This is a genomic window from Candidatus Regiella endosymbiont of Tuberolachnus salignus (assembly GCF_964020115.1).
Lineage (GTDB): Bacteria > Pseudomonadota > Gammaproteobacteria > Enterobacterales > Enterobacteriaceae > Regiella > Regiella insecticola.
The window spans coordinates 917,683-938,118 of record NZ_OZ026542.1; the positions used below are offsets into that span (position 1 = coordinate 917,683).

The 20,436-nt window shown below is 45.3% G+C and carries 12 protein-coding genes and 2 pseudogenes; 11 read left to right on the top strand and 3 right to left on the bottom strand.

All coding sequences use genetic code 11. The features are described 5' to 3' along the window. The first annotated feature begins 55 nt into the window (after positions 1–55). The 6 genes from lepB to tadA all read left to right on the top strand — a co-directional run bounded on the left by lepB (position 56) and on the right by tadA (position 4,950). Positions 56–1,054: a signal peptidase I gene (gene lepB / locus AACL30_RS04695; protein WP_339057880.1), complete on the top strand. Its 999-nt coding sequence runs from the start codon at positions 56–58 to the stop codon at positions 1,052–1,054. A gap of 147 nt (positions 1,055–1,201) precedes the next feature. Next, positions 1,202–1,909, top strand: coding sequence for a ribonuclease III (gene rnc, locus AACL30_RS04700; RefSeq protein WP_339057881.1), 708 nt, complete (start codon positions 1,202–1,204; stop codon positions 1,907–1,909). Beyond that, positions 1,906–2,961 carry a GTPase Era gene (gene era, locus AACL30_RS04705; RefSeq protein ID WP_339057882.1) on the top strand — a complete coding sequence of 352 codons (1,056 nt, stop codon included), beginning with the start codon at positions 1,906–1,908 and terminating at the stop codon, positions 2,959–2,961. The genes rnc and era overlap by 4 nt, the downstream gene beginning before the upstream one ends. 301 nt (positions 2,962–3,262) lie before the next feature. Continuing rightward, positions 3,263–4,015, top strand: a complete 753-nt coding sequence (gene pdxJ / locus AACL30_RS04710) for a pyridoxine 5'-phosphate synthase (RefSeq protein WP_339057883.1) — start codon at positions 3,263–3,265, stop codon at positions 4,013–4,015. A 32-nt stretch (positions 4,016–4,047) separates the two neighbouring features. Beyond that, complete coding sequence (acpS, locus tag AACL30_RS04715; RefSeq protein ID WP_339057884.1) at positions 4,048–4,428, top strand: holo-ACP synthase; 381 nt, start codon at positions 4,048–4,050, stop codon at positions 4,426–4,428. A 39-nt stretch (positions 4,429–4,467) separates the two neighbouring features. Beyond that, positions 4,468–4,950, top strand: a complete 483-nt coding sequence (gene tadA, locus AACL30_RS04720; RefSeq protein WP_339058390.1) for a tRNA adenosine(34) deaminase TadA — start codon at positions 4,468–4,470, stop codon at positions 4,948–4,950. Between the two features lie 84 nt (positions 4,951–5,034). Here tadA and AACL30_RS04725 read toward each other — a convergent pair whose 3' ends face one another. Continuing rightward, positions 5,035–11,106, bottom strand: a complete 6,072-nt coding sequence (locus tag AACL30_RS04725) for a C80 family cysteine peptidase (protein ID WP_339057885.1) — start codon at positions 11,104–11,106, stop codon at positions 5,035–5,037. Positions 11,107–12,041: 935 nt separating this feature from the next. Between AACL30_RS04725 and AACL30_RS04730 the strand changes: the two are divergent. From AACL30_RS04730 to AACL30_RS04740, 3 genes and pseudogenes are all read left to right on the top strand, one after another. Beyond that, positions 12,042–12,527: pseudogene (locus AACL30_RS04730) on the top strand (THUMP domain-containing protein); the annotation flags it as partial. A 123-nt stretch (positions 12,528–12,650) separates the two neighbouring features. After that, positions 12,651–14,357, top strand: a pseudogene (rlmKL, locus tag AACL30_RS04735) (bifunctional 23S rRNA (guanine(2069)-N(7))-methyltransferase RlmK/23S rRNA (guanine(2445)-N(2))-methyltransferase RlmL); the annotation flags it as partial. Then, entirely contained in the window at positions 14,348–16,261 is a 1,914-nt protein-coding gene (locus AACL30_RS04740) for an ABC transporter ATP-binding protein (protein ID WP_339057886.1), read from the top strand. The pseudogene rlmKL and the gene AACL30_RS04740, both read left to right, overlap by 10 nt. 77 nt (positions 16,262–16,338) lie before the next feature. Here AACL30_RS04740 and AACL30_RS04745 read toward each other — a convergent pair whose 3' ends face one another. Next, positions 16,339–17,124, bottom strand: a complete 786-nt coding sequence (locus tag AACL30_RS04745) for a hypothetical protein (protein WP_339057887.1) — start codon at positions 17,122–17,124, stop codon at positions 16,339–16,341. Between AACL30_RS04745 and istA the strand changes: the two genes are divergently transcribed. Together istA and istB are read left to right on the top strand one after the other, a co-directional pair. Next, positions 17,123–18,301, top strand: coding sequence for an IS21 family transposase (gene istA, locus AACL30_RS04750; protein WP_339056344.1), 1,179 nt, complete (start codon positions 17,123–17,125; stop codon positions 18,299–18,301). The genes AACL30_RS04745 and istA overlap by 2 nt on opposite strands. Continuing rightward, positions 18,298–19,095, top strand: a complete 798-nt coding sequence (gene istB, locus AACL30_RS04755; RefSeq protein WP_339058365.1) for an IS21-like element helper ATPase IstB — start codon at positions 18,298–18,300, stop codon at positions 19,093–19,095. The genes istA and istB overlap by 4 nt, the downstream gene beginning before the upstream one ends. Before the next feature lie 34 nt (positions 19,096–19,129). Here istB and AACL30_RS04760 read toward each other — a convergent pair whose 3' ends face one another. Then, complete coding sequence (locus AACL30_RS04760) at positions 19,130–20,188, bottom strand: hypothetical protein (RefSeq protein ID WP_339057888.1); 1,059 nt, start codon at positions 20,186–20,188, stop codon at positions 19,130–19,132. Positions 20,189–20,436: the final 248 nt, after the last annotated feature.

Genomic DNA, 20,436 nt, shown 5'->3' on the forward strand with positions numbered 1-20,436 from the left:
ATTCGCGTCACGCAACAGGTTTCGAAAGAGGTCTAATCAATAGGAGATAGATTGCATGGCTAATATATTCGCCTTGATTCTAGCTATAGCAACGCTGGTGACAGGGACTATTTGGTGTTTTGAACGTTTTAAATGGGGTCCGGCTCGCCTGCGAAAAGTGGCGGCAATGAATGCGACGGCCAGTACACTGCCTAACAACATGAGCAATACAGTAGAGAGCGATACACTGACAAAAATGGCCAAACAACCCAGTTGGATAGAGCATGCGGTTTCTATCTTTCCGGTATTAGCACTCGTCTTTGTTATGCGTTCATTTATCTATGAGCCTTTTCAGATCCCTTCAGGCTCAATGATGCCAAATTTATTAATCGGTGATTTTATTTTGGTAAAAAAATACGCTTATGGCATTAAAGATCCCATCACTCAAACAACACTGATCCCAACCGGTCATCCTAAGCGTGGTGATGTTGCTGTGTTTAAATATCCGTTAAATCCCCGCTTAGACTATATTAAACGGGTTATTGGCTTACCGGGTGATCGAATCAGTTATGATCCAATAACAAAACAGATAACCGTGCAACCGTCCTGTCCCACGGGTAAAGCCTGTGATGAAAGCTTAAGTATCAGTTACAGTGGATGGCAGCCTAGCGATCAGGTACAGCGTTTCCGCTTTCAGGGTGACGGTGATCCCAGCTCGGGCTTTTTCCAAATCCCGCTCAATAAAGAGATATCTGATGAAGAGATCCGTTTGTATACCAATAATGAACATATGGGATCAACGGCTTACTCCATTTTAGCTGTCCCTGGCGCTCACGATCAGCTGGGTTCCTATTATCAACAAGGAAATTATCCACTTGGCCAATGGGTCGTGCCTGAAGGTCATTATTTTATGATGGGTGATAACCGAGACAATAGTGCAGACAGTCGTTATTGGGGCTTTGTACCAGAGCGTAATTTGGTGGGTAAAGCGACAGCTATCTGGATGAGCTTTGAGAAGCAAGAAGGTGAATGGCCAACGGGAGTACGCTTCAATCGTATTGGGAGTATTAATTAGTCTATACCCAATGAATTTCAAGTTGCAGCGTCGCGGCCAGAGCGTAAGGAAGATGAGCGTAGACATACTACGTGATTCGGGCGAACACCCGCAGCCAACAACGCGGCGGCTTGAAAGGCAAAGGGTATATTTAATATATGGTAAGCCATGGATCCTATCATCATAAAAAAATTAGAAACAAGGCTGGGCTATGCTTTTAAACAGCGCGCGCTTTTAGTGCAAGCGCTGACACATCGTAGCGCCAGCAGCAAACATAATGAACGTTTTGAATTTTTAGGTGATGCTATTTTAAATTTTTTTATTGCTAAAGCGCTATATCAACGCTTTTCTGACATCAATGAAGGGGATATGAGTCGAATGCGCGCAACCTTAGTCAGAGGAAAAACCCTGGCTGAGATAGCACATGAATTCGATCTAGGAAAATGTTTGTACTTAGGAAAAGGCGAATTAAAAAATGGAAAAAGCCCGCGCGAATCGATTTTGGCTGATACGGTAGAAGCGCTTATCGGTGGAATATTTTTAGACAGCGACATACAAACAACCGAACGACTGCTGTTAACGTGGTATGAAAAACGATTAGCGGAAATCAGTCCGGGTGAAAAACAAAAAGATCCGAAAACACGTTTACAAGAATATTTACAAAGTCACCATCTTCCGCTGCCTTCTTATTTAGTCACACAAGTTCATGGCGAAGCACACGAACAAAAATTTATTATTCACTGTAAATTTATTATTCCTTGTCGAGAGAATAATTTGACTAAGCAGGAAATAACAGTGAGAGGCTGCGGATTAAGTCGTCGCAAGGCTGAGCAAGCAGCAGCGGAAAAAGCATTGATAAAACTGGAGCTCGTATGAGCGAGAAAGAAAAACAGCACTGCGGCTTTGTTGCCATTGTTGGACGACCGAATGTGGGCAAATCCACGTTGCTCAACGCATTATTGGGACAAAAAGTTTCCATTACCTCACGTAAACCTCAAACCACGCGGCACCGTATTATGGGGATCCATACCGAAGGGGCTTATCAAACCATTTATATCGATACCCCAGGATTACATATTGAAGAAAAGCGTGCCATTAACCGCTTAATGAATCGAGCGGCAAGCAGCGCTATCGGAGATGTGGAGCTGATTATTTTTGTCGTTGAAGGAACGCATTGGATCGCCGATGATGAAATGGTAATGAACAAGCTGAGCCATGTGAACTGTCCAGTATTACTGGTCATCAATAAAATGGATAATGTCACCGATAAAGCGAAACTCTTACCGCATATCGATTTTCTGCGTAAAAAAATTAATTTTATTGGCATTTTACCTGTTATCGCTGAAGCGTCGGAAAAAAAACAGCGGACACAAGAGGGGAAGAATCTTGATACCATCGCCGATATTGTACGCAAACACATGCCAGAAGCTGAACATCATTTCCCTGAAGACTACATCACTGATCGTTCTCAACGTTTTATGGCATCAGAAATGATCCGTGAAAAACTCATGCGTTTTCTCGGCGATGAGCTGCCTTACTCCGTCACCGTTGAAATTGAGCGCTTTGTACCGTTCGCTTTTGAAGTTGCCGCTAGGCGGCCAGGGCGATCGACCGATGAGCGTAGACAACTACGTGATTCGGCGAGCACCCGCAGCCAACAACGCGGCGGCTTCAAAGGCGGAGGGTATATGACCAATAAAAGAAAGGGATACAATATCAACGGCCTCATTTTAGTAGAGCGTGACGGCCAAAAAAAAATAGTTATCGGCGATAAAGGCGAAAAAATTAAAAAGATCGGCACTGAAGCCCGTGAAGAGATGGAAAAGATGTTTGCCTGTAAAATACATTTAGAATTATGGGTAAAAGTCAAATCAGGCTGGGCGGATGATGAACGGGCGTTGCGTAGCCTGGGCTATGGCGACGATTAGACCTCCTCCGAAACCTACTGCGTGATACAGATCCTGCGTTGCCCGGTGCGCGCAATCCTCATGTACTTATGGCAACGAAGGTTGCTGTGCGCCGGGCGCCTTGACTCCGTATCACTCGCTACGGTTTCGAAAAAGGTCTATACCCTTCGCCTTTCAAGTTACGGCGGCGTTGGCTGCACACTCTCATCCCAGTCATGTACTACTTGTACACTCCTGGGATTCGCTTGATTGCCGCCTTGCCGTAACGCGAAATTCATTGGGTATATTAAAGTAAAGCAATTTTTAAGCGTAAGGAGTGGTTATGACTGATCTACGGCTAGGCGTTAATATTGATCACATTGCGACATTACGTAATGCCCGTGGAACGAATTATCCTGATCCCATTTTCGCAGCTGGTATCGCCGAGCAGGCAGGAGCAGATGGCATTACCGTCCATTTACGTGAAGATCGACGCCATATTACGGATCCTGATGTCGAACTTTTACGCAAAACCATCGGCACCCGTATGAATCTGGAAATGGCAGTGACCAAAGAGATGATCGACAACGCCTGTCAATTAAAACCGCATTTTTGTTGCCTAGTGCCTGAAAATCGGCAGGAAATCACCACTGAGGGCGGGCTGAATGTCGTGGATCAATTGGAAACCATCACAGCAGCGGTAAAAAGATTGTCAGCGGTCGGCATTCAGGTCTCATTATTTATCGATGCGGATAATGATCAAATTGAGGCGGCAGTTAAGACAGGTGCCCCTTATATTGAAATTCACACCGGCGCCTATGCGGATGCTACTGAGCTGGATAGAGATAACGAATTAGAGCGTATTACTAAAGCAGCACGCTATGCCACAGCACAGGGCTTAAAAGTTAATGCCGGCCATGGTTTACATTATCATAATGTAAAACCGATAGCGGCACTGCCAGAAATTCATGAGCTCAATATTGGCCATGCTATTATTAGCCGCGCAGTGATAACCGGGTTAGATGCTGCGATCAGAGACATGAAACAATTAATGAGAGAAGCGCGTCATTGCAGCACGGCGAACAGCCGTAGCTAACAAAGCCGCGACTTGAAAGGCGAAGAGTATAAATGGCTATTTTGGGATTAGGTACAGACATTGTCGAAATCCAGCGTATCGCATCCATTGTAGAGCGCAATGGAGAAAAATTGGCACGGCGGATCCTTCACCCTTCTGAACTTCAATGCTATTTACAACATTCACAAGCAGTGCGTTTTCTCGCAAAACGTTTTGCCGTCAAAGAAGCTGCGGCAAAAGCGCTGGGAACGGGAATGCGCGATGGTGTCGCGTTTAACCAATTTGAGCTGATTAATGACAGCCTAGGCAAACCGATACTGTACTTACATCGTCGTGCCTTAACACTCGCCAACCAGCGAGGCATGAAATTTCTGCATGTATCGATCACCGATGAAAGGCTTTATGCTTGTGCTACCGTTATTATCGAAGGCTAGCCCTGGCCAGAGCAAAAATATAAAAATATAAAAATAATGATGCTTACTGAACATAATGATGAACATTGGATGGCGGCGGCGCTGAAATTAGCAGCGCGGGCGCAAGCGGCAGGCGAAGTGCCTGTAGGCGCAGTGTTAGTTCTACAGAATAAAATAATTGGTGAAGGCTGGAATCAACCTATTATTCATCACGATCCTAGCGCACATGCAGAAATTATGGCATTGCGTCAAGCAGGGCAGCAGCAAAAAAATTACCGCTTACCCGACGCTACTTTGTATGTCACTTTAGAGCCCTGTGTGATGTGTGCCGGTGCCATGATACATAGCCGCATTAGCCGTTTAGTCTATGGTGCCAATGATAATAAAATCGGCGCGGTGGGCGCGTTAACCCTGTTAAACCATCCTGCGATGAACCATCAGGTTGAGATCACTGCTGGGGTATTGGTTGATGCATGCTCACAGATGCTCAGTACTTTTTTCAGCCAACGGCGCCAACAACAAAAAGCGCAAAAAACAGGTTAAAAAACGTTTTCAACCTAAAGCAAAATTTTTTAATAATTTGCGACCGCTGTACCAAAAGCCACCAAATACAGCGGATCGTAAAGATTAACTCGCCCTTGCGGTGATCAGCCAATCCGGTCGCTGCGAAGGCAGAAGAACCTCATCTCTTACCCCTAGGTTCTCCTTTTCTCCATCGAAAGCATTTATCGCATCCCGCATGCCCGCGCTATCAGCCGGCACTTTACTGACTATTGCAGCAGGACTCTCTGAGCTTAACAACGGAATTAACTCAAATACACCTTCAGCCTCGCCGTCAGGGTTATTGCCTATCGAGTATGGAACCGATGTGCCCAGATCCTGCAATAACCAAGAGTCATTTTTTTTGTGCTGTAATAGACGTACTATTTTTTCCCTGCTCTCACCCTGTAACGCTTCCCGATTTTCAGCATATAACGACAGCTTCCATTTAAGATTTTCTCCATCGGCGACTGACGGCGAAGCCGTCAATTTAAAGGTGATATGGGGCAACGTTTCACTGTGTAAAAAAAATGTGGTATCGGGCTGTGCACCCACTATTTTTGTATCTACATGAGCAAATACATTCAGCGGTATCCTGGGCAAACCCAACAAATCAATTTTACGTGTATCATCTTGCAGTGACAGCGTAATAGAAGATAACGCATTCCCGTATTTTTTTGAAAAATCAGCGCCAAGGCGACTGATAGAAAATTCCGCCAAGGATGTCGAAGGGAGCGCAATAACCGTCAATGTCGATTTGCTGACACTATCGTTGCGTTCAACAATAAAGTGACAATTATTCTGCTCCCATTCTATTTTTTTGAAAAATTGTTGCGTGCCATTGATTAAACCTTCTAAGGGAGAATTGACAGGGGTAACCGCTCCATCCCAAGCATACTCTGCGCTTAAACCTTCTAAGGGAGAATTGACACGGATAACCGCTTGCGAGGATTCCGAGTGGATTTCTTCGATTAGCTGTATCAATGGTTGTTTTTCCTTGCCATTTTTTTCATCGATATAGGTTGCTTCTATCCGTTGATAGCGCTGATTTTCTGGCAAATGGGGATAATAGCGGTAGGATACGCTAGTTTTAGGGTTATCTCTGGGATGCGTGATACCCGCCGCATAAAGCTGTTGTTGTTCGGGATCATATTCGATATGTGCCACACTGGTAATATGTGCATCAGGTCGCCCGAGTAACACAAAAGCTTTTCCATCACTGCGATAAAGATGTGGATGCGTAGCTTTACCGCCATTATTATCTATCACTTGCCAGCACCCTGTGGTTAAATCAAGCAGTCCGCTGGCGATATTCTTCTCTGCCAACGGGACAGTCACCCGCACCTGTGGGTTAAGCCTAAACCGTACGTCATCACTGAAATAACTCTGCATAATCTGTTGAATATTTTTAAGATTATTGCCCGATAACGCCTCGATAGAGTCTGCTGCTAGGGTAATCTGAAATTTCGGGCTGTCTTGCGCGGCGGCCGCTAATAAGCTGAGTTTAAATGTCACACCCGGTAGTGCTATTGAGCGCAACTGAAGCGTTATTTCTCTAGGTATTGGGCCAACAATATTGACCGGATGCCCTTTTAAGGTCAGTATCGCCCCTTGCGCCGTTTTTCTAACCCGTAATTGACTTATTTGTGATTGCACCAGAGCGAGACCCGCTTCAGATGTCGTGGTGGATGTATCGGGTGTGATATCCAATACCCAACGTTCGCTGTGTCGTTTTTGCTCGTCACTGCTCGCTTTAATGGTAATGTGTCGTGCATCATCGGCGAGGTCGATAAAGGTGGTTCCTCCCGCGCCTTGAAATTCATAAGTTAACAGATCAGCATGTTCCGCATCCACCACCGGGGTGGGCAAATGACCGGCTCTCAGACCCAAATGATCATCGCCTGGTATTCTTTTAACCTCTTGTCCCTGCTGAAAAGTGAAAGAACGTGTACCGCTGTCTAATTCTATGATGTAGGTTGTGGCGCGGGGGATAAAATTAGCATCATTAGGCGCAGACAACCAGTCTGTAGTGAGAGGAAACGCGGTGCCATAATGTTGATGCAATCGGTTAAATATCTCTTCTCCCTGAAAACGCCCCCAGGCACCGGTATCATACATAAAGTCATAATCCCCTGCTAAAGCGGCAGGCAGTACCAATACCGTGTTATCCTGCAAAGCAATAGATTGTTGATAATCTGTTGCTGGATTAATACCAAAGGCAGGATAGGCACTTAGCTTTCGTCCCGTCCGTTTACGCGAGCCATCATTTTTAAATTCGGGAACCCTGATATCGGCCAGCTGAATCGAAAGGCGGTTTCCGTTAATCCGCATTTTTTGTATCGGCACATAAGGCTCAAGATAAACCACCCCTTGATGACGACTGTCATGTCGCGCGATTGCCGTGGGTGCGAGGGGAGTTTGAGATCCAGCATGGCAAAAAGGCGCGATAATTTCACTGACTTCAACCTGATAATGCGCATTATTAAAGGCCATTGCTTGTACCAAAGCATTAGCACCTATCATCACACCGGCAAAAGGAACACTGAGTGGCCCGGCTATCGCCATTCCACTGGCAATAGTGGGAGAAAAACCGGCTACCACACCTAATACCGCCAGCGTGCCATCAACCGTTAATTGCGTACCGGCCAATGCCACCCGAGTGATGGCAAAATCTTTTTGCGGCCCCTCTGGCATCTGTTGCAAATCCTTAACCGCATCCACAAGATTGATGATATCAACCGCTACATTGACAACACTCCCAGCATGAGTGAAACGCACACCACCGAGTAGCCTGCCTAACATGCTTTCAGCTTTAGCGCCTGCCCCGCTCAAAATGTTGACGGTGCTAACAAGATGCCCCATATCCTGCCCTATTCCGTGCATGATTTGTGCTAAATTGGCGCCGCCGACAAATTTTTTCCACGGTGATTCATCTTGCTCTCCCCGGTGAGACAAAAGGTTCATCGCCAGAAAGGCCGCATTCATGGTACTGACCCCATCCACATGAGCAATTTCTGGCTCGAGTTGCCGCATTTTATTTTGCATGCTAACGAAAACGTCGCTATCGCTGGTCAGGCGTTTTTCGACGCCCCCCCCTTCCTGGCCAAGTTTTCCTCTCTGCTCAGCGTTAACTTTAGCAACAAAAATAAGCTCGGTTTTACCGTCGACGGTGGATCCAAATCTTTTAAAGCGAAACTCGGTTCCCCCTAGCCGTAGGATTTCCGCTTGCACCTCGCTCTTGAGGCGGGATAACTCTAGTCTTTCCTTCGCTCTGTCCACGCCTTTAATCAAGCTTTTATCCGATGAGCTGATATCCTGACGGTCTTGTACGGTTTCAACAACTTGATGCAACGTCGATTCTTGTGACGCTAATGGAGAGTTTTTTGAGGCCGGCCGCTGTTGCCGATTCTGTGGTAAATAGCGCGTACCTGTTTCATCCCGCCGTAAACTGACGCGCACGTTACGGGCAGAGACATCTCCCCTCTCCGGCGTCATCGAGGGATAACGGCGACGACCTCTGCCCTGTTCGCTGACTGCCCTACTGATGCCGATTTCAGTGGCATAGCCGACGATTTCGCCTGGGTGCATGCCTCTCTTAAGCAGCTCGGGAGCCATCTTAAATAAAAAGCCATCGGTTTTTTCATCATTAACCAAGGCACAGCCAATTAATACTAATTTATCAATATTTTCAAGGAAAGCATGGGGAAATTGCGTTCTCAATTCCTGATGAATCTGCTGGGTCACCGCCGCTAATTCCGGAGCACTGTAACCCGCCAGCGTGGTATTATCATGCGCATCATGCTCACCTCCCCGTCCGTGACCGACAAAAAACAGGCTCAACGCGCCTGCTAATGCCGCCGGCTCCCCATACACTAAACGCAAATTGCCTTGCTTATCGCGCTGATAAATCACCGCCTCGTTGGGGTGTTTACCCGCTAGATCCGACGCTGCACGCAAGCTGATATCATCATTTTCCAGCTGAATAATAACCCGACTCTTTCTCTCACCGCCTACCGCCACCTGCTGCCGATTGACAGTCGGCTTTGCCCAGTCAGCCACATTATCGCGCTCAACCTGTCCGGGAGCACTCAGCAAGCCACTCACTACAACAGAAGACGCGGGCACAGGATAATGCGCGCCTGCTTGCTGATGATGATTTCCGAGATTTTCACTAATCAGATCTGAGGGGGTAAGAGAAAGCGATAACTCAATAAAATCGTACACCTTCACCGTATTTCCCGTACGATTCATGACTATAGGTACCGCATAATCAATGATAATTTGTGAGGAAGTCTGATGCTCTCGATAAATAATCTGACTGAGTTCAACTTCGGATATATAACTATGTATTAACACCGGGTGAGCATTAATAAAGTGACTGATCATGCTCTTGGTTTCAGGCCATGACTGGCTATTCCATTGTGTCTCTTGAAAATGTGTTTCTTGAGTCGAAATTTGTTTTTTTCCTACAAAAAGTAGACGGACTTTCGCCTGACCCGGAGACATCAGCATAGCGCTGTTAGCTATTTTCTGTGCCAGTGTTGCATTCTCTCCCTCAAGCTGATTCCCATTAGTTGAATAAAGATTGCCATTAATATCAACCAGGGTTCTGTATGTACTGTCTTCGCTTAACCATCGGCAGGCCATAGTCATTTCTTCATGATTATTCGGATTAACTACCGCTATTTGATGAGCAAAGTTGGCGCCACTAAAACGACGGTCGTGAGAATAGCGGTAGTTACGGATATTACGCGGCGCTCCTGGCATAGTTGTTTCACTAATATCCAGCACAGTTAACCCTTTCCTCTGAGCTCTGTAAAATATTCCATCGTATATATCTGAGTTTGCGCCTGCAAAAGTGCGGTCACCCAGATCACGCAGCTCATTGTGAAGATCGTCATGTTGCGCGATGTCACTCACCCTGACAGCACGTCGCCCATCACTGCTCACTAACCAAATACGATCAGATGAAATACCCTCCAGAGGAACAGAAACATGTATTTCCCCTGCAACGACTCGGTCGTTTGTAACAGTATTATTTGGATTGAGTAGCCGATTATCTGCTACCGGTATGGCTTCGAGACCGCGTGTATCGATTAAGTAAACGAAACCATCTTTTTGTCGTTGACGCAAAGGTTCACTTCTCTCATCATCCGAATCATCTGAATCAACAAATGAATAATATTCTTCATCATCCTGGTAACCATAGTGAAATTGGCTTGCACCGCCTGAGTTTATGCGGCCATACTTAAACGCATCTTGATAGACGCTACTGGTGTATAACGTATTACCGCTGGTATGCTGGGTATTAAGATTGTCGCCAAATCCAAGCATGTATTTATCTTGGCTCAGTTCATAGGGGGTGCGGTGATCACCACGAAATACGCCACGGATATCGGTTCTAAAAAGCGCGCCCATAGCATTGCGTTGATAACCCCGACTTTGGGTAAAAAACCGCAAGAATGCACGGTCAAAAGAATCAATCAGCGTGTCACTACTAGAAAAACTAGTAATATAAAGACCCGGACACTTTATCAACTCAGTCAGCATAGCATTAGAAAGCTGTCTGATATGCTCGAATCTATGGAGATTGTTAGGATCTATCGACGTCCGTCGATGCTCTTCCGCCCAGGCTGGGATGCGTCCAGTATTCATCAACTCAATCCTGAACCTCTGTCGTAATTCCCCCCCCATATTAAAGCTGCGCCACAATGTCATCGCGTCCTGATCGGGATGTAATGCCTTCAGTATTGCTAGCGCGGATTTTTCTTCTTCTTCAAGCCCCCGATATCCATGCTGATGATAACGTTCTTGACTGTGCTCATTCAGAGGCTGAACCCTAGGTAGAGACTGAACCCTGGGTATTATTATTGGCGCCGAGGGTAATACGTCCATAACGCGCCAACCGGCAATAGAATGGTAGCCAGCCGCATCTTTTTTACCAGGCTCAATTAAAGATAAACTCATACCCGCACCCGATTGTTCAACAGCCTGTAACATAAATTGATAATCACTGAATCTATTTTCTAGCGGATAATGAAATTGATCGAGAAAGGCTCTAGCCACCTCAGAAGAATAATAAGGGTCAATATTTTTAACCCTCTGGATTAATGTGTTTTGTTCTGTTACAGAAAGAGATGCTATACCGTAGCCGGGCATAATAACTATCCTTAATAATATAATGAATATAGCCAAATCAGTTTGATTTGATTCTGTGTTGTCTTCGCTTGCCGTACTATTTGTACTGTCTGTGCTCCTCCGCTTTGAATAAAATCAAACTGATTCGGCTATATTTTGGTTTATTTTATGAAGTAAATATTTCAATACTTATACCCAATGAATTTCGAGTTACGGCAAGGCGGCAATCAATCGAATCCCCGAAGTGTACAAGTAGTACATGACAGGGGGGAGTGATCGCTGCCAACGCCGCCGTAACTTGAAAAACGATGGGTATAATCATTCCTTATATATAATAAGGAATATTTTTGATTAAATTTTTTCATCCATATCGAAGACGAAGGATATATAACAACAATATCGGAACATTACTTTATCATTACTGTTATTTATCCTCTTTCAAAAAAATAAATAATTTATCAAATTAACTCTTATTAAGCGTCAGATAAATTTTTAATGATGCCGTTGCCTATATTTTAAATAAATTATTTTATTTAAAATAAATCACTCTCAATATAAATAGGATCTCATATTTCTAATATCATAAACACGTAAATAACCTCATTTAAGATTATTTCTCATTAGACCTCTTTGGAAACCGTAGTTCGTTATGCAGAGTCAAGGCGCCCCGGCGCACAGCAACCTTCGTTAACATAAAGTACATGAGGATTGCGCGCACCGGACAACGCAGGATCCGTATCACGCAGTAGGTTTCCGAAGAGGTCTATTATATATGGGACAAATCCGGATAACGGTGTCATTAACCCATTTAAGGGGGAGCCGATAAAAAGAACCCTTCTCTGTCTAATTTTGCTTAGACAGGATAAAATGAGCGATTCAATTTCCACCCAGCTAACTCGCTAACGCTCGCTAGCTATGAACGGAAAATTTCGCGCAACGGTTAAACGAGAGCTTGTATGCATCCATTATTGCCCACTCTTTATAATAAAAAGAGCCTCAATAAATTATTTGCCAGTACTGCGCAAGGGTTAGAAGAACTATTAAAAAATGAACTACAAAGCTTAGGGGCTGACAACAGTAAGGTCGTTCAGGGCGGCGTCTATTTTCAGGCTGATGATCGCCTGTTGTATCGAACTTTACTGTGGAGTCGCTTGGCATCACGCATTTTTTTACCCCTTAATGAATTTCAGGTTAATGATGATCAGGATCTTTATCTTGGCGCGCAGGCTATCGATTGGCCGGCTATTTTTACTGTCGATAAAACCTTTGTTGTCCACTTCACCGGGGTTAATCATGCCATTCAGAACAGTCAATATGGCGCATTAAAGGTCAAAGACGCTATCGTTGATCGTTTTATCAGCAAAGTAAAACAACGTCCATCGGTAACGAAACAACAGCCAGACATTAGTATTCATGTTTTTCTACGGCGTGATATACCCACAGCCCTTGAAGTTGCCGCTAGGCGGCCAGAGTGTGAGACCGATGAGCGTAGACAACTACGTGATTCGGCGAACACTCGCAGCCAACAACGCAGCGGCTTCAAAGGCGAAGGGTATAAAGTTGTCATATCGCTTGATCTGAGCGGTAACAGCCTGCATCAACGAGGGTACCGGGACAGTTCGGGAGGACAGGCACCACTCAAAGAAAATTTGGCCGCAGCAATTATTCTTCGCGCCGGTTGGCAAAAAGGCACACCGCTGATTGATCCTATGTGTGGCTCAGGCACACTGTTGATTGAAGCCGCAATGATGGCGACAGATCACGCACCGGGTTTACATCGTCAACAGTGGGGATTTAGCGCCTGGCGTGATTTTAATCACAGCTTGTGGAGCGAACTGATGAGTGAGGCGCAAGCGCGGGCAAGCAAAGGATTGAAAACTACCCCGGCTTATTTTTTTGGAGCGGATGCCGATCCCCAGACGATCAAAATCGCGCGCGCCAATGCGGAAAGAGCCGGAGTAGCTAGCTTGATCCGCTTTCAGCCACAGGATCTCAGTCAATTGGCGAATCCTTGGCCAACCGCCCCTGCCGGCGGCGTTATCAGCAACCCTCCCTATGGGGAACGCCTGGAGAGCGAGCCAGTATTGATTGCCCTGTACAATTTATTGGGACGGATCATGAAAACCGCCTTTGCCGGTTGGCGTCTCTCTTTATTTAGTGCGTCGCCAACATTAATCAATTGCGTGCAACTGCGTGCCGAACGAGAATTTAAAGCCAAAAATGGCGCGCTGGATTGCATACAAAAAAATTATCAATTATCCGCTTATTCAGAACAGGCAGGACAGAAAGAAACCCTTCACCTGGCCAAAGATTTTGCCAACCGCTTAGGTAAAAATAAACATAAATTGGATAAATGGGCACAGCAGCAAGGAATTGAATGCTATCGTTTATACGATGCCGATTTACCTGAATACAATGTCGCCATTGATCGTTATGGCAGTAAAATTGTGCTACAAGAATATGCTGCGCCAAAAACCATTGATGCCAAGAAAGCCCGTCAACGCTTGTTTGACGCCATTCATGCGACGCTGCAAGTATTGGCGATCCCTGCCAATCAACTGGTGATCAAAACCCGTGAACGGCAAAAAGGAAAAAATCAATACCAGAAATTGGCCCAACGGGACGAATTTTTTTTGGTGCAAGAATATAACGCTAAATTATGGGTTAATCTGACCGATTATCTCGACACTGGATTGTTTCTTGATCATCGTATTACCCGCCAAATGCTGGGGAAAATGAGTCAGGGAAAAGATTTCCTCAATTTGTTTGCCTATACCGGGGCAGCGAGTGTTCATGCAGGGCTCGGTGGGGCGAAGAGTACCACCACGGTAGATATGTCCCACACTTATTTGGCCTGGGCTGAGAAAAATTTGCGCACAAATGGATTAACCGGCCGCCAGCACCGTTTAATTCAAGCCGATTGCTTCGCGTGGTTAGATCAGCGTCTGGATCACCCTACAGCGCAATTTGATGTCATTTTTATTGATCCGCCGACTTTTTCTAATTCCAAACGTATGGCCAATACCTTTGATGTACAGCGTGATCACTTACCATTAATGAAAGCCATTAAACCCTTATTGCGCCCTAACGGCACGATGATCTTTTCTAATAATAGGCACGGCTTTAAAATCGATGTCGACGGCATAACCGCCCTGGGGCTAACCATCAAAGAAATCACGGCAAAAACACAATCACCCGACTTTGCTCGCCATCGTCAAATACATCACTGTTGGTTGATAACCCACACCGGTGAGGAAAAATTATGTCATTAATCAGCCTGTCTGGTGCTTACCTGTCTTTCAGTGATGCACCTTTATTAGATAATACCGAGCTACACATTGAAGCGAATGAGCGCCTGTGTTTAGTGGGACGCAATGGCGCGGGGAAATCAACCCTACTGAAAATTCTCAATAAAGAAATGGAATTAGACAGTGGACAGATTATTTATGCACAAGATTTAGTGGTGTCACGTCTGCAACAAGATCCCCCGCGCAATGTAGAAGGCACCGTATTTGACTTTGTCGCTGAAGGGGTAGCACAACAATCTAAGCATTTACAAGCGTATCACGCCACTTTAAGGCTGATTGAACGCGATCCCAGCGAAAAAAATTTACAGCAGTTATCGGCATTGCAGGACATTTTGGATCATCAAGATTTATGGCAATTAGATAATCGTATTCATGAGGTACTAGAACAGCTTGGTTTATCCGCCGAGGCACTACTGTCGTCACTCTCCGGAGGCTGGTTACGTAAAGCGGCGCTTGGCCGCGCTTTGGTCAGTGCACCACAGGTACTATTGCTTGATGAACCGACCAATCATCTTGATATTAAAACCATTGATTGGCTGGAAGGCTTTTTAAAAGAATTTCAGGGCAGCATGGTGTTTATTTCTCATGATCGGGCTTTTATTAAGGCAATGGCAACCCGCATTGTCGATTTGGATCGAGGAAAACTCGTGTCATGGCCAGGCAATTATCAACAGTATCTTGCCAGTAAAGAAGAAGCCTTAAGGGTTGAAGAACTGCAAAATGCAGAATTTGACCGTAAATTGGCGCAAGAAGAAGTCTGGATCCGCCAGGGCATTAAAGCGCGACGTACCCGTAATGAAGGCCGTGTCCGCGCGCTAAAAGCCTTGAGAGAGACGCGCTCACAACGCCGTGAAATGATGGGCACCGCTAAAATGCAAGTGGAAGAAACCCTGCGCTCAGGCAAAATTGTTTTCGAGTTAGAAAAGGTCAATTATCAAATTGGCGATAGCCCGTTAGTAAAAAATTTCACCGCACAGGTACAACGTGGAGATAAAATCGCCTTAGTCGGCGCCAACGGCTGCGGTAAAACCACCTTATTAAAATTAATGCTGGGTCAACTTAAAGCCGATAGCGGTAAGATACATTGTGGCACCAAGTTGGAAATCGCTTACTTTGATCAGCATCGTGCCAAGTTAGATCCAGAGCGCACGGTGATGGACAATCTTGCCGAAGGAAAACAAGAAGTGATCATCAATGGGCGTTCACGTCATGTCTTAGGCTATCTGCAAGATTTTTTATTTCACCCTAAACGCGCGCTGAGCCCGGTTAAAGCCTTATCCGGAGGGGAACGTAACCGATTATTGCTCGCCAAATTATTTTTAAAACCGAGCAACCTATTAATTTTGGATGAGCCGACGAACGATCTGGATGTCGAAACACTGGAATTATTAGAGGAGAGAGTAGACAGCTATCAAGGCACGGTATTATTGGTCAGCCATGATCGTCAATTTGTTGATAATTCAGTCACTGAATGCTGGATTTTTGAAGGCGGCGGCCAAATCGCTAAATTTGTCGGCGGCTACTCTGAAGCGCATCAACAGCGCGCGGCGAGCAGGCCGCTGGGGCAAACAACAAAAGCGCAAACGGTAAAAACCATGCCTGCTGCCAAAAATGACACGGTAAAAAAAGAGACCAAACAGCAGGCAAACAAACTCAGTTATCATTTACAAAAAGAATTGGATCAACTACCTGAAAAAGTAGAGCAATTAGAAACCAAAATAAGCCAATTGCAAGCGCAAATCAGTGATCCATCTTTTTTCACTAAAGCCTACGAAGAAACGCAGCCGCTGCTTAAAATGTTAGCCGAGACAGAGCAAGCATTAGCCGAAGCCTTTAACCGCTGGGAATATTTGGAGGCGCAACAATAAAAAAAAGCCCATAAAGACCGAGGAGACTTTATGGGCTACTGCCATGTTTTTATTCGAGAGTTTAGATGACAAACTTATCAATCAATTTCCTCTATCTGAACTGGCTCCATCTCAGCTGGGTCAAAAAATCCGCTTGAAATCTTATCTGCCAAGTTACTGAATAGCTGAGATGCTCGACCAAAGTACGAAGTAGAGCCAGAGTTTGTTTCTTCTGTCTCTGAGCTCACTACTGAAACCGTAGTAGCTGCCAAAACTTCTCTATCACTCGCCTCTTCGGCCGGCCAAAATAGCTCTCGAAAGGCATTCATCGCTAACTTCATCACTTTTAGCGTATTTTCGGGGGCATGTACCGCCACTAAATTCATAGATTCTACTGCCTTTGTCACATTCTCACGACTAGCAGTCAGAAATTGATTGCTTTGTGTTGTCAACCATCCATCGTATTTTATATCAAGGGCAGTATATGCGGCCGCAAGTGCGCTTATGATCGGTGGAATGGCTAAGGCTGTGAATTCATCCGCGGCGGATCCTAAGATACGTTCAGTCATCATGCCATTCAAAAGCAGTGAAACAGCTTCTGCTATTATAGATTTTTCCATACCCTCGGGGAGAAACCACTCCAACCCATGTGCTATTGCCGCACGGCTAGCAAGCATTGTTACTACCCCTAGAGGATTACCAGAAATCACACACAGGGCGGCTGGAACAACCAGGTTATTTGCCACCACAGCGCTTTTTACGGCAGCGGTGGCTACACGTGTCAGCGCTAATGATAAAAGACCGTAAATTGCTAATTTAATTTGTCCACTCAAGCCAGAATGCAGTTTCCTTTGTGGTGACAAAGCCATGAGGGAAATAAGCATGCTAAGAAGAGAGGACCACTACATGATAAAACAACGCCATCAACAGGGGGCATTTATTGTTGATATTGCCCATCAGATAGGGTGTTCAGAAAAAACGGTGAGACGGCACATTAGCTATCCTGCGCCGCCAACAGCAAAACGCGGTAAAAAACAGGTTGCTAAACTCGAGCCCTTTAAAGACTACATCGATTCAAGGTTGAGTGAACAGGTTTGGAATGCGGCGGTTATTTTTGAGGAAATCCGTGAAAAAGGCTACCGGGGTGGGAGTGCGATGCTCCGACGTTATATACATCCCAAACGTCCGCTCAGGGCCTCGAAAAACACGGTACGCTTTGAAACCCTCCCCGGTTATCAACTTCAACACGATTGGGGAGAAATCATCGTTGAGGTGGCAGGCTCTGCCTGTACGGTTAATTTTGCCGTTAATACGCTCGGTTTTTCGCGTCGCTTTCATGTCTTTGCTGCCCCTAAGCAAGATGCTGAGCACACGTATGAATCGCTGGTTCGCAGCTTCAATTACTTCGGTGGCAGCGTAAAAAATGTCTTGGTAGATAACCAAAAAGCCGCTGTTATCAAACATGGACAAAATGGCCACATCGAGTTCAATGCGGGCTTCCTGCAACTGGCTAATCACTATGGGTTTAGCCCTCGCGCCTGTAAGCCTTATCGACCGCAAACGAAAGGCAAAACCGAACGGATGGTGGGCTATGTTAAACACAATTTTTTCACTCGCTACCGTCAGTTTGAGAGTTTCGCTCATGTTAATCAACTGCTAGCGATGTGGCTGGCGAAAGTGGCAGACCAGCGTCATCTTCGTCAATTCAAGCAGACACCGGAAAATCGTTTTGCTGAGGAAAAAATAGCCTTGATGCCACTCCCTGCGACTGATTTCGATACCAGCTACTTCGACCTACGACAAGTGGCATGGGACAGCTATATCGATGTCAGAGGTAATCGCTATAGCGTGCCTTCATTCTGGTGTGGTCGTGCGGTTAATATTCGTATCGGTTTAGATAATACGCTACGTATTTACGGCGATGAGCAACTGCTCGCGACGCATCTCTTGCAGGAGGTAACGCAGGGCTGGCAAAAGGTGCCAGAACATCATCAAGCCCTTTGGCAACAGGTCAATCGAGTAGCGTCTCGTTCGCTCAGTGTGTATGAGGAGCTACTCTGATGGAAATGGAAAACTTGTTGATACGGTTAAAAATGGATTACCTGGGCGATGCGTTGGAGAGTTTATGTGAAGAAGCCACCAAGAAAGCACTGAACTACCGTGAATTTCTCCAGCAGGCATTAGCCCAGGAATGGAACGGGCGTCACCAAAAAGGCTTGGAATCGCGGTTAAAACAAGCACGTTTGCCGTGGATAAAAACCTTGGAGCAATTTGACTTTACTTTCCAACCAAGTATAGACAGGAAAATTATCCGCGAGCTGGCGGGGCTGAGGTTTGTCGAACATCATGAAAACGTCATTTTGTTAGGCCCACCTGGGGTAGGGAAAACGCATTTGGCGATAGCGCTGGCTGTCAAGGCAGCTACAGCTGGGCATCGGGTATTGTTTATGCCTCTGGATAGACTCTGCTGTACCTTAATGAAGGCAAAGCAAGAAAACCGTCTGGAACGCCAACTTCAGCAACTGTGCTATGCCAGGGTATTAATACTGGATGAAATCGGGTATTTACCGATGAATCGCGAAGAAGCTAGCCTATTTTTCAGGTTATTGAGCCGTCGTTATGAAAAGGCGAGCATCATTCTCACATCAAATAAAAGTTTTACTGATTGGGGGGACGTATTCGGTGATCACATTTTAGCAACTGCGATTTTAGACAGGCTTTTACATCATTCAACCACATTGAATATTAAAGGAGAAAGCTATCGACTCAAAAATAAACGCAAAGCAGGCATGTTGCCTATAAAAACGACTGATATTATCCAGGCGCCTGGAATAGAAACCCAACAGGAAAATTAGCAAAAACTGGACATTTTAAAGTAGCAAAAAGTGGTCAATCTAAAGTAGCGTTGACAACACGAGCTGTGCCTTTAGTTTCTCCCAATATGAAGGCTCCGAATCCAGCACCGACTCCAGCACTGCCTTTTACCAGTTGAGGGTTAAGACATAGATAACCAATCAGCTCACTTTGACCGATGGCCATTGATAATGCAGCAATTACTGCCATCGCCCGTTCGGTGTCATTCATTTTGGCACCTATATTGGCCACCGTGTATCCTATTTTGGTCGCTGTTTTGATCGCTTCTTCACCACCACCATTGATGAATGTTATCTCTGCAGCTACTGCTGCACCCGCCCTGGCCTGACATAACTCAGATCGGTTTTTGACTAATGATACTGTTGTTGCTGCCGCTTGTTCAGATACTTCAGGAGCACGATAAAGAGTGTATGCATAGCCCCCGATCAATCCTAACGCTGCCACGACTAACCCCACTCCGACTAAAGCCGCGGTGACGGGCGGGAAGAAGACAAATGCGGTGGTAATCAAACTCGCGGTGAGTAAGCCAACTTTCCAAGCCGCTTTAGCTGTGGTTTCAAGAAGGTTATATTGACGTGCATCTTTAATTAATTGTTTAAAGTCTATTTCAGGAAAAGTAAACCATGATTTAATGGTGGAAAAAAATGTTGTTGTTGGCGCAGGAGCCTCTGGTACGGTTTCAGCATCTTCAGGGATGAGCGGATTTCCACCAGCAACAGAAATGCACCTATTTTTATCAGCAACGACAGGAAAAGTATTACCCTGAGACACAGGAGATGGGGATAACGATAAATCATGCTCTCTTGAGTCGGTTTTTTGTAAAGTTAACGGTTGCCCGCTCACCGCGATTAATGCAGCACTGGTTGAGGACCGCTCCTTTGCATCAGATCCTTGCGAAGTCGACTGATCTTCTCCCACCGGGGTTGTTGACTGATCGAAGCTCATCGTGATTCCTGATGGACTGTTTTGCACCGTGATTAATTCACCAGTGCTTGAAGATCCTGTTGTTTTGGCAGGTAAATAAGGTGTTACTGTTCCTACAAATGTTGTCAGTTCTGCTGTTGGCTTACACATGGCGTACTCCTTAATTCATTTTATCTCATCATCTTTATTTGATTATTTGAAAACCGCTTCGAAAAGGCTGCTTATTTAAATGTGATGATAATTTTTTTACTTACGTCTGGTTGACATCTATTGACATTAAACAACAAAACTCTACTCAATCACTTTCAGAAAACGCTGATTATTAAATAAGCATTCACACAGCGGAAAAAATAAAAAAAAGAGAAAATAGACGACAAGCCGTCTAAGAGACTATTCGA

Coding starts and splice junctions, on each gene's coding strand:
- lepB (WP_339057880.1), top strand. CDS start 56: ATGGCTAATATATTCGCCTTGATTCTAGCTATAGCAACGCTGGTGACA.
- rnc (WP_339057881.1), top strand. CDS start 1,202: ATGGATCCTATCATCATAAAAAAATTAGAAACAAGGCTGGGCTATGCT.
- era (WP_339057882.1), top strand. CDS start 1,906: ATGAGCGAGAAAGAAAAACAGCACTGCGGCTTTGTTGCCATTGTTGGA.
- pdxJ (WP_339057883.1), top strand. CDS start 3,263: ATGACTGATCTACGGCTAGGCGTTAATATTGATCACATTGCGACATTA.
- acpS (WP_339057884.1), top strand. CDS start 4,048: ATGGCTATTTTGGGATTAGGTACAGACATTGTCGAAATCCAGCGTATC.
- tadA (WP_339058390.1), top strand. CDS start 4,468: ATGCTTACTGAACATAATGATGAACATTGGATGGCGGCGGCGCTGAAA.
- AACL30_RS04725 (WP_339057885.1), bottom strand. CDS start 11,106: ATGCCCGGCTACGGTATAGCATCTCTTTCTGTAACAGAACAAAACACA.
- AACL30_RS04740 (WP_339057886.1), top strand. CDS start 14,348: ATGTCATTAATCAGCCTGTCTGGTGCTTACCTGTCTTTCAGTGATGCA.
- istA (WP_339056344.1), top strand. CDS start 17,123: ATGCTAAGAAGAGAGGACCACTACATGATAAAACAACGCCATCAACAG.
- AACL30_RS04745 (WP_339057887.1), bottom strand. CDS start 17,124: ATGCTTATTTCCCTCATGGCTTTGTCACCACAAAGGAAACTGCATTCT.
- AACL30_RS04760 (WP_339057888.1), bottom strand. CDS start 20,188: ATGTGTAAGCCAACAGCAGAACTGACAACATTTGTAGGAACAGTAACA.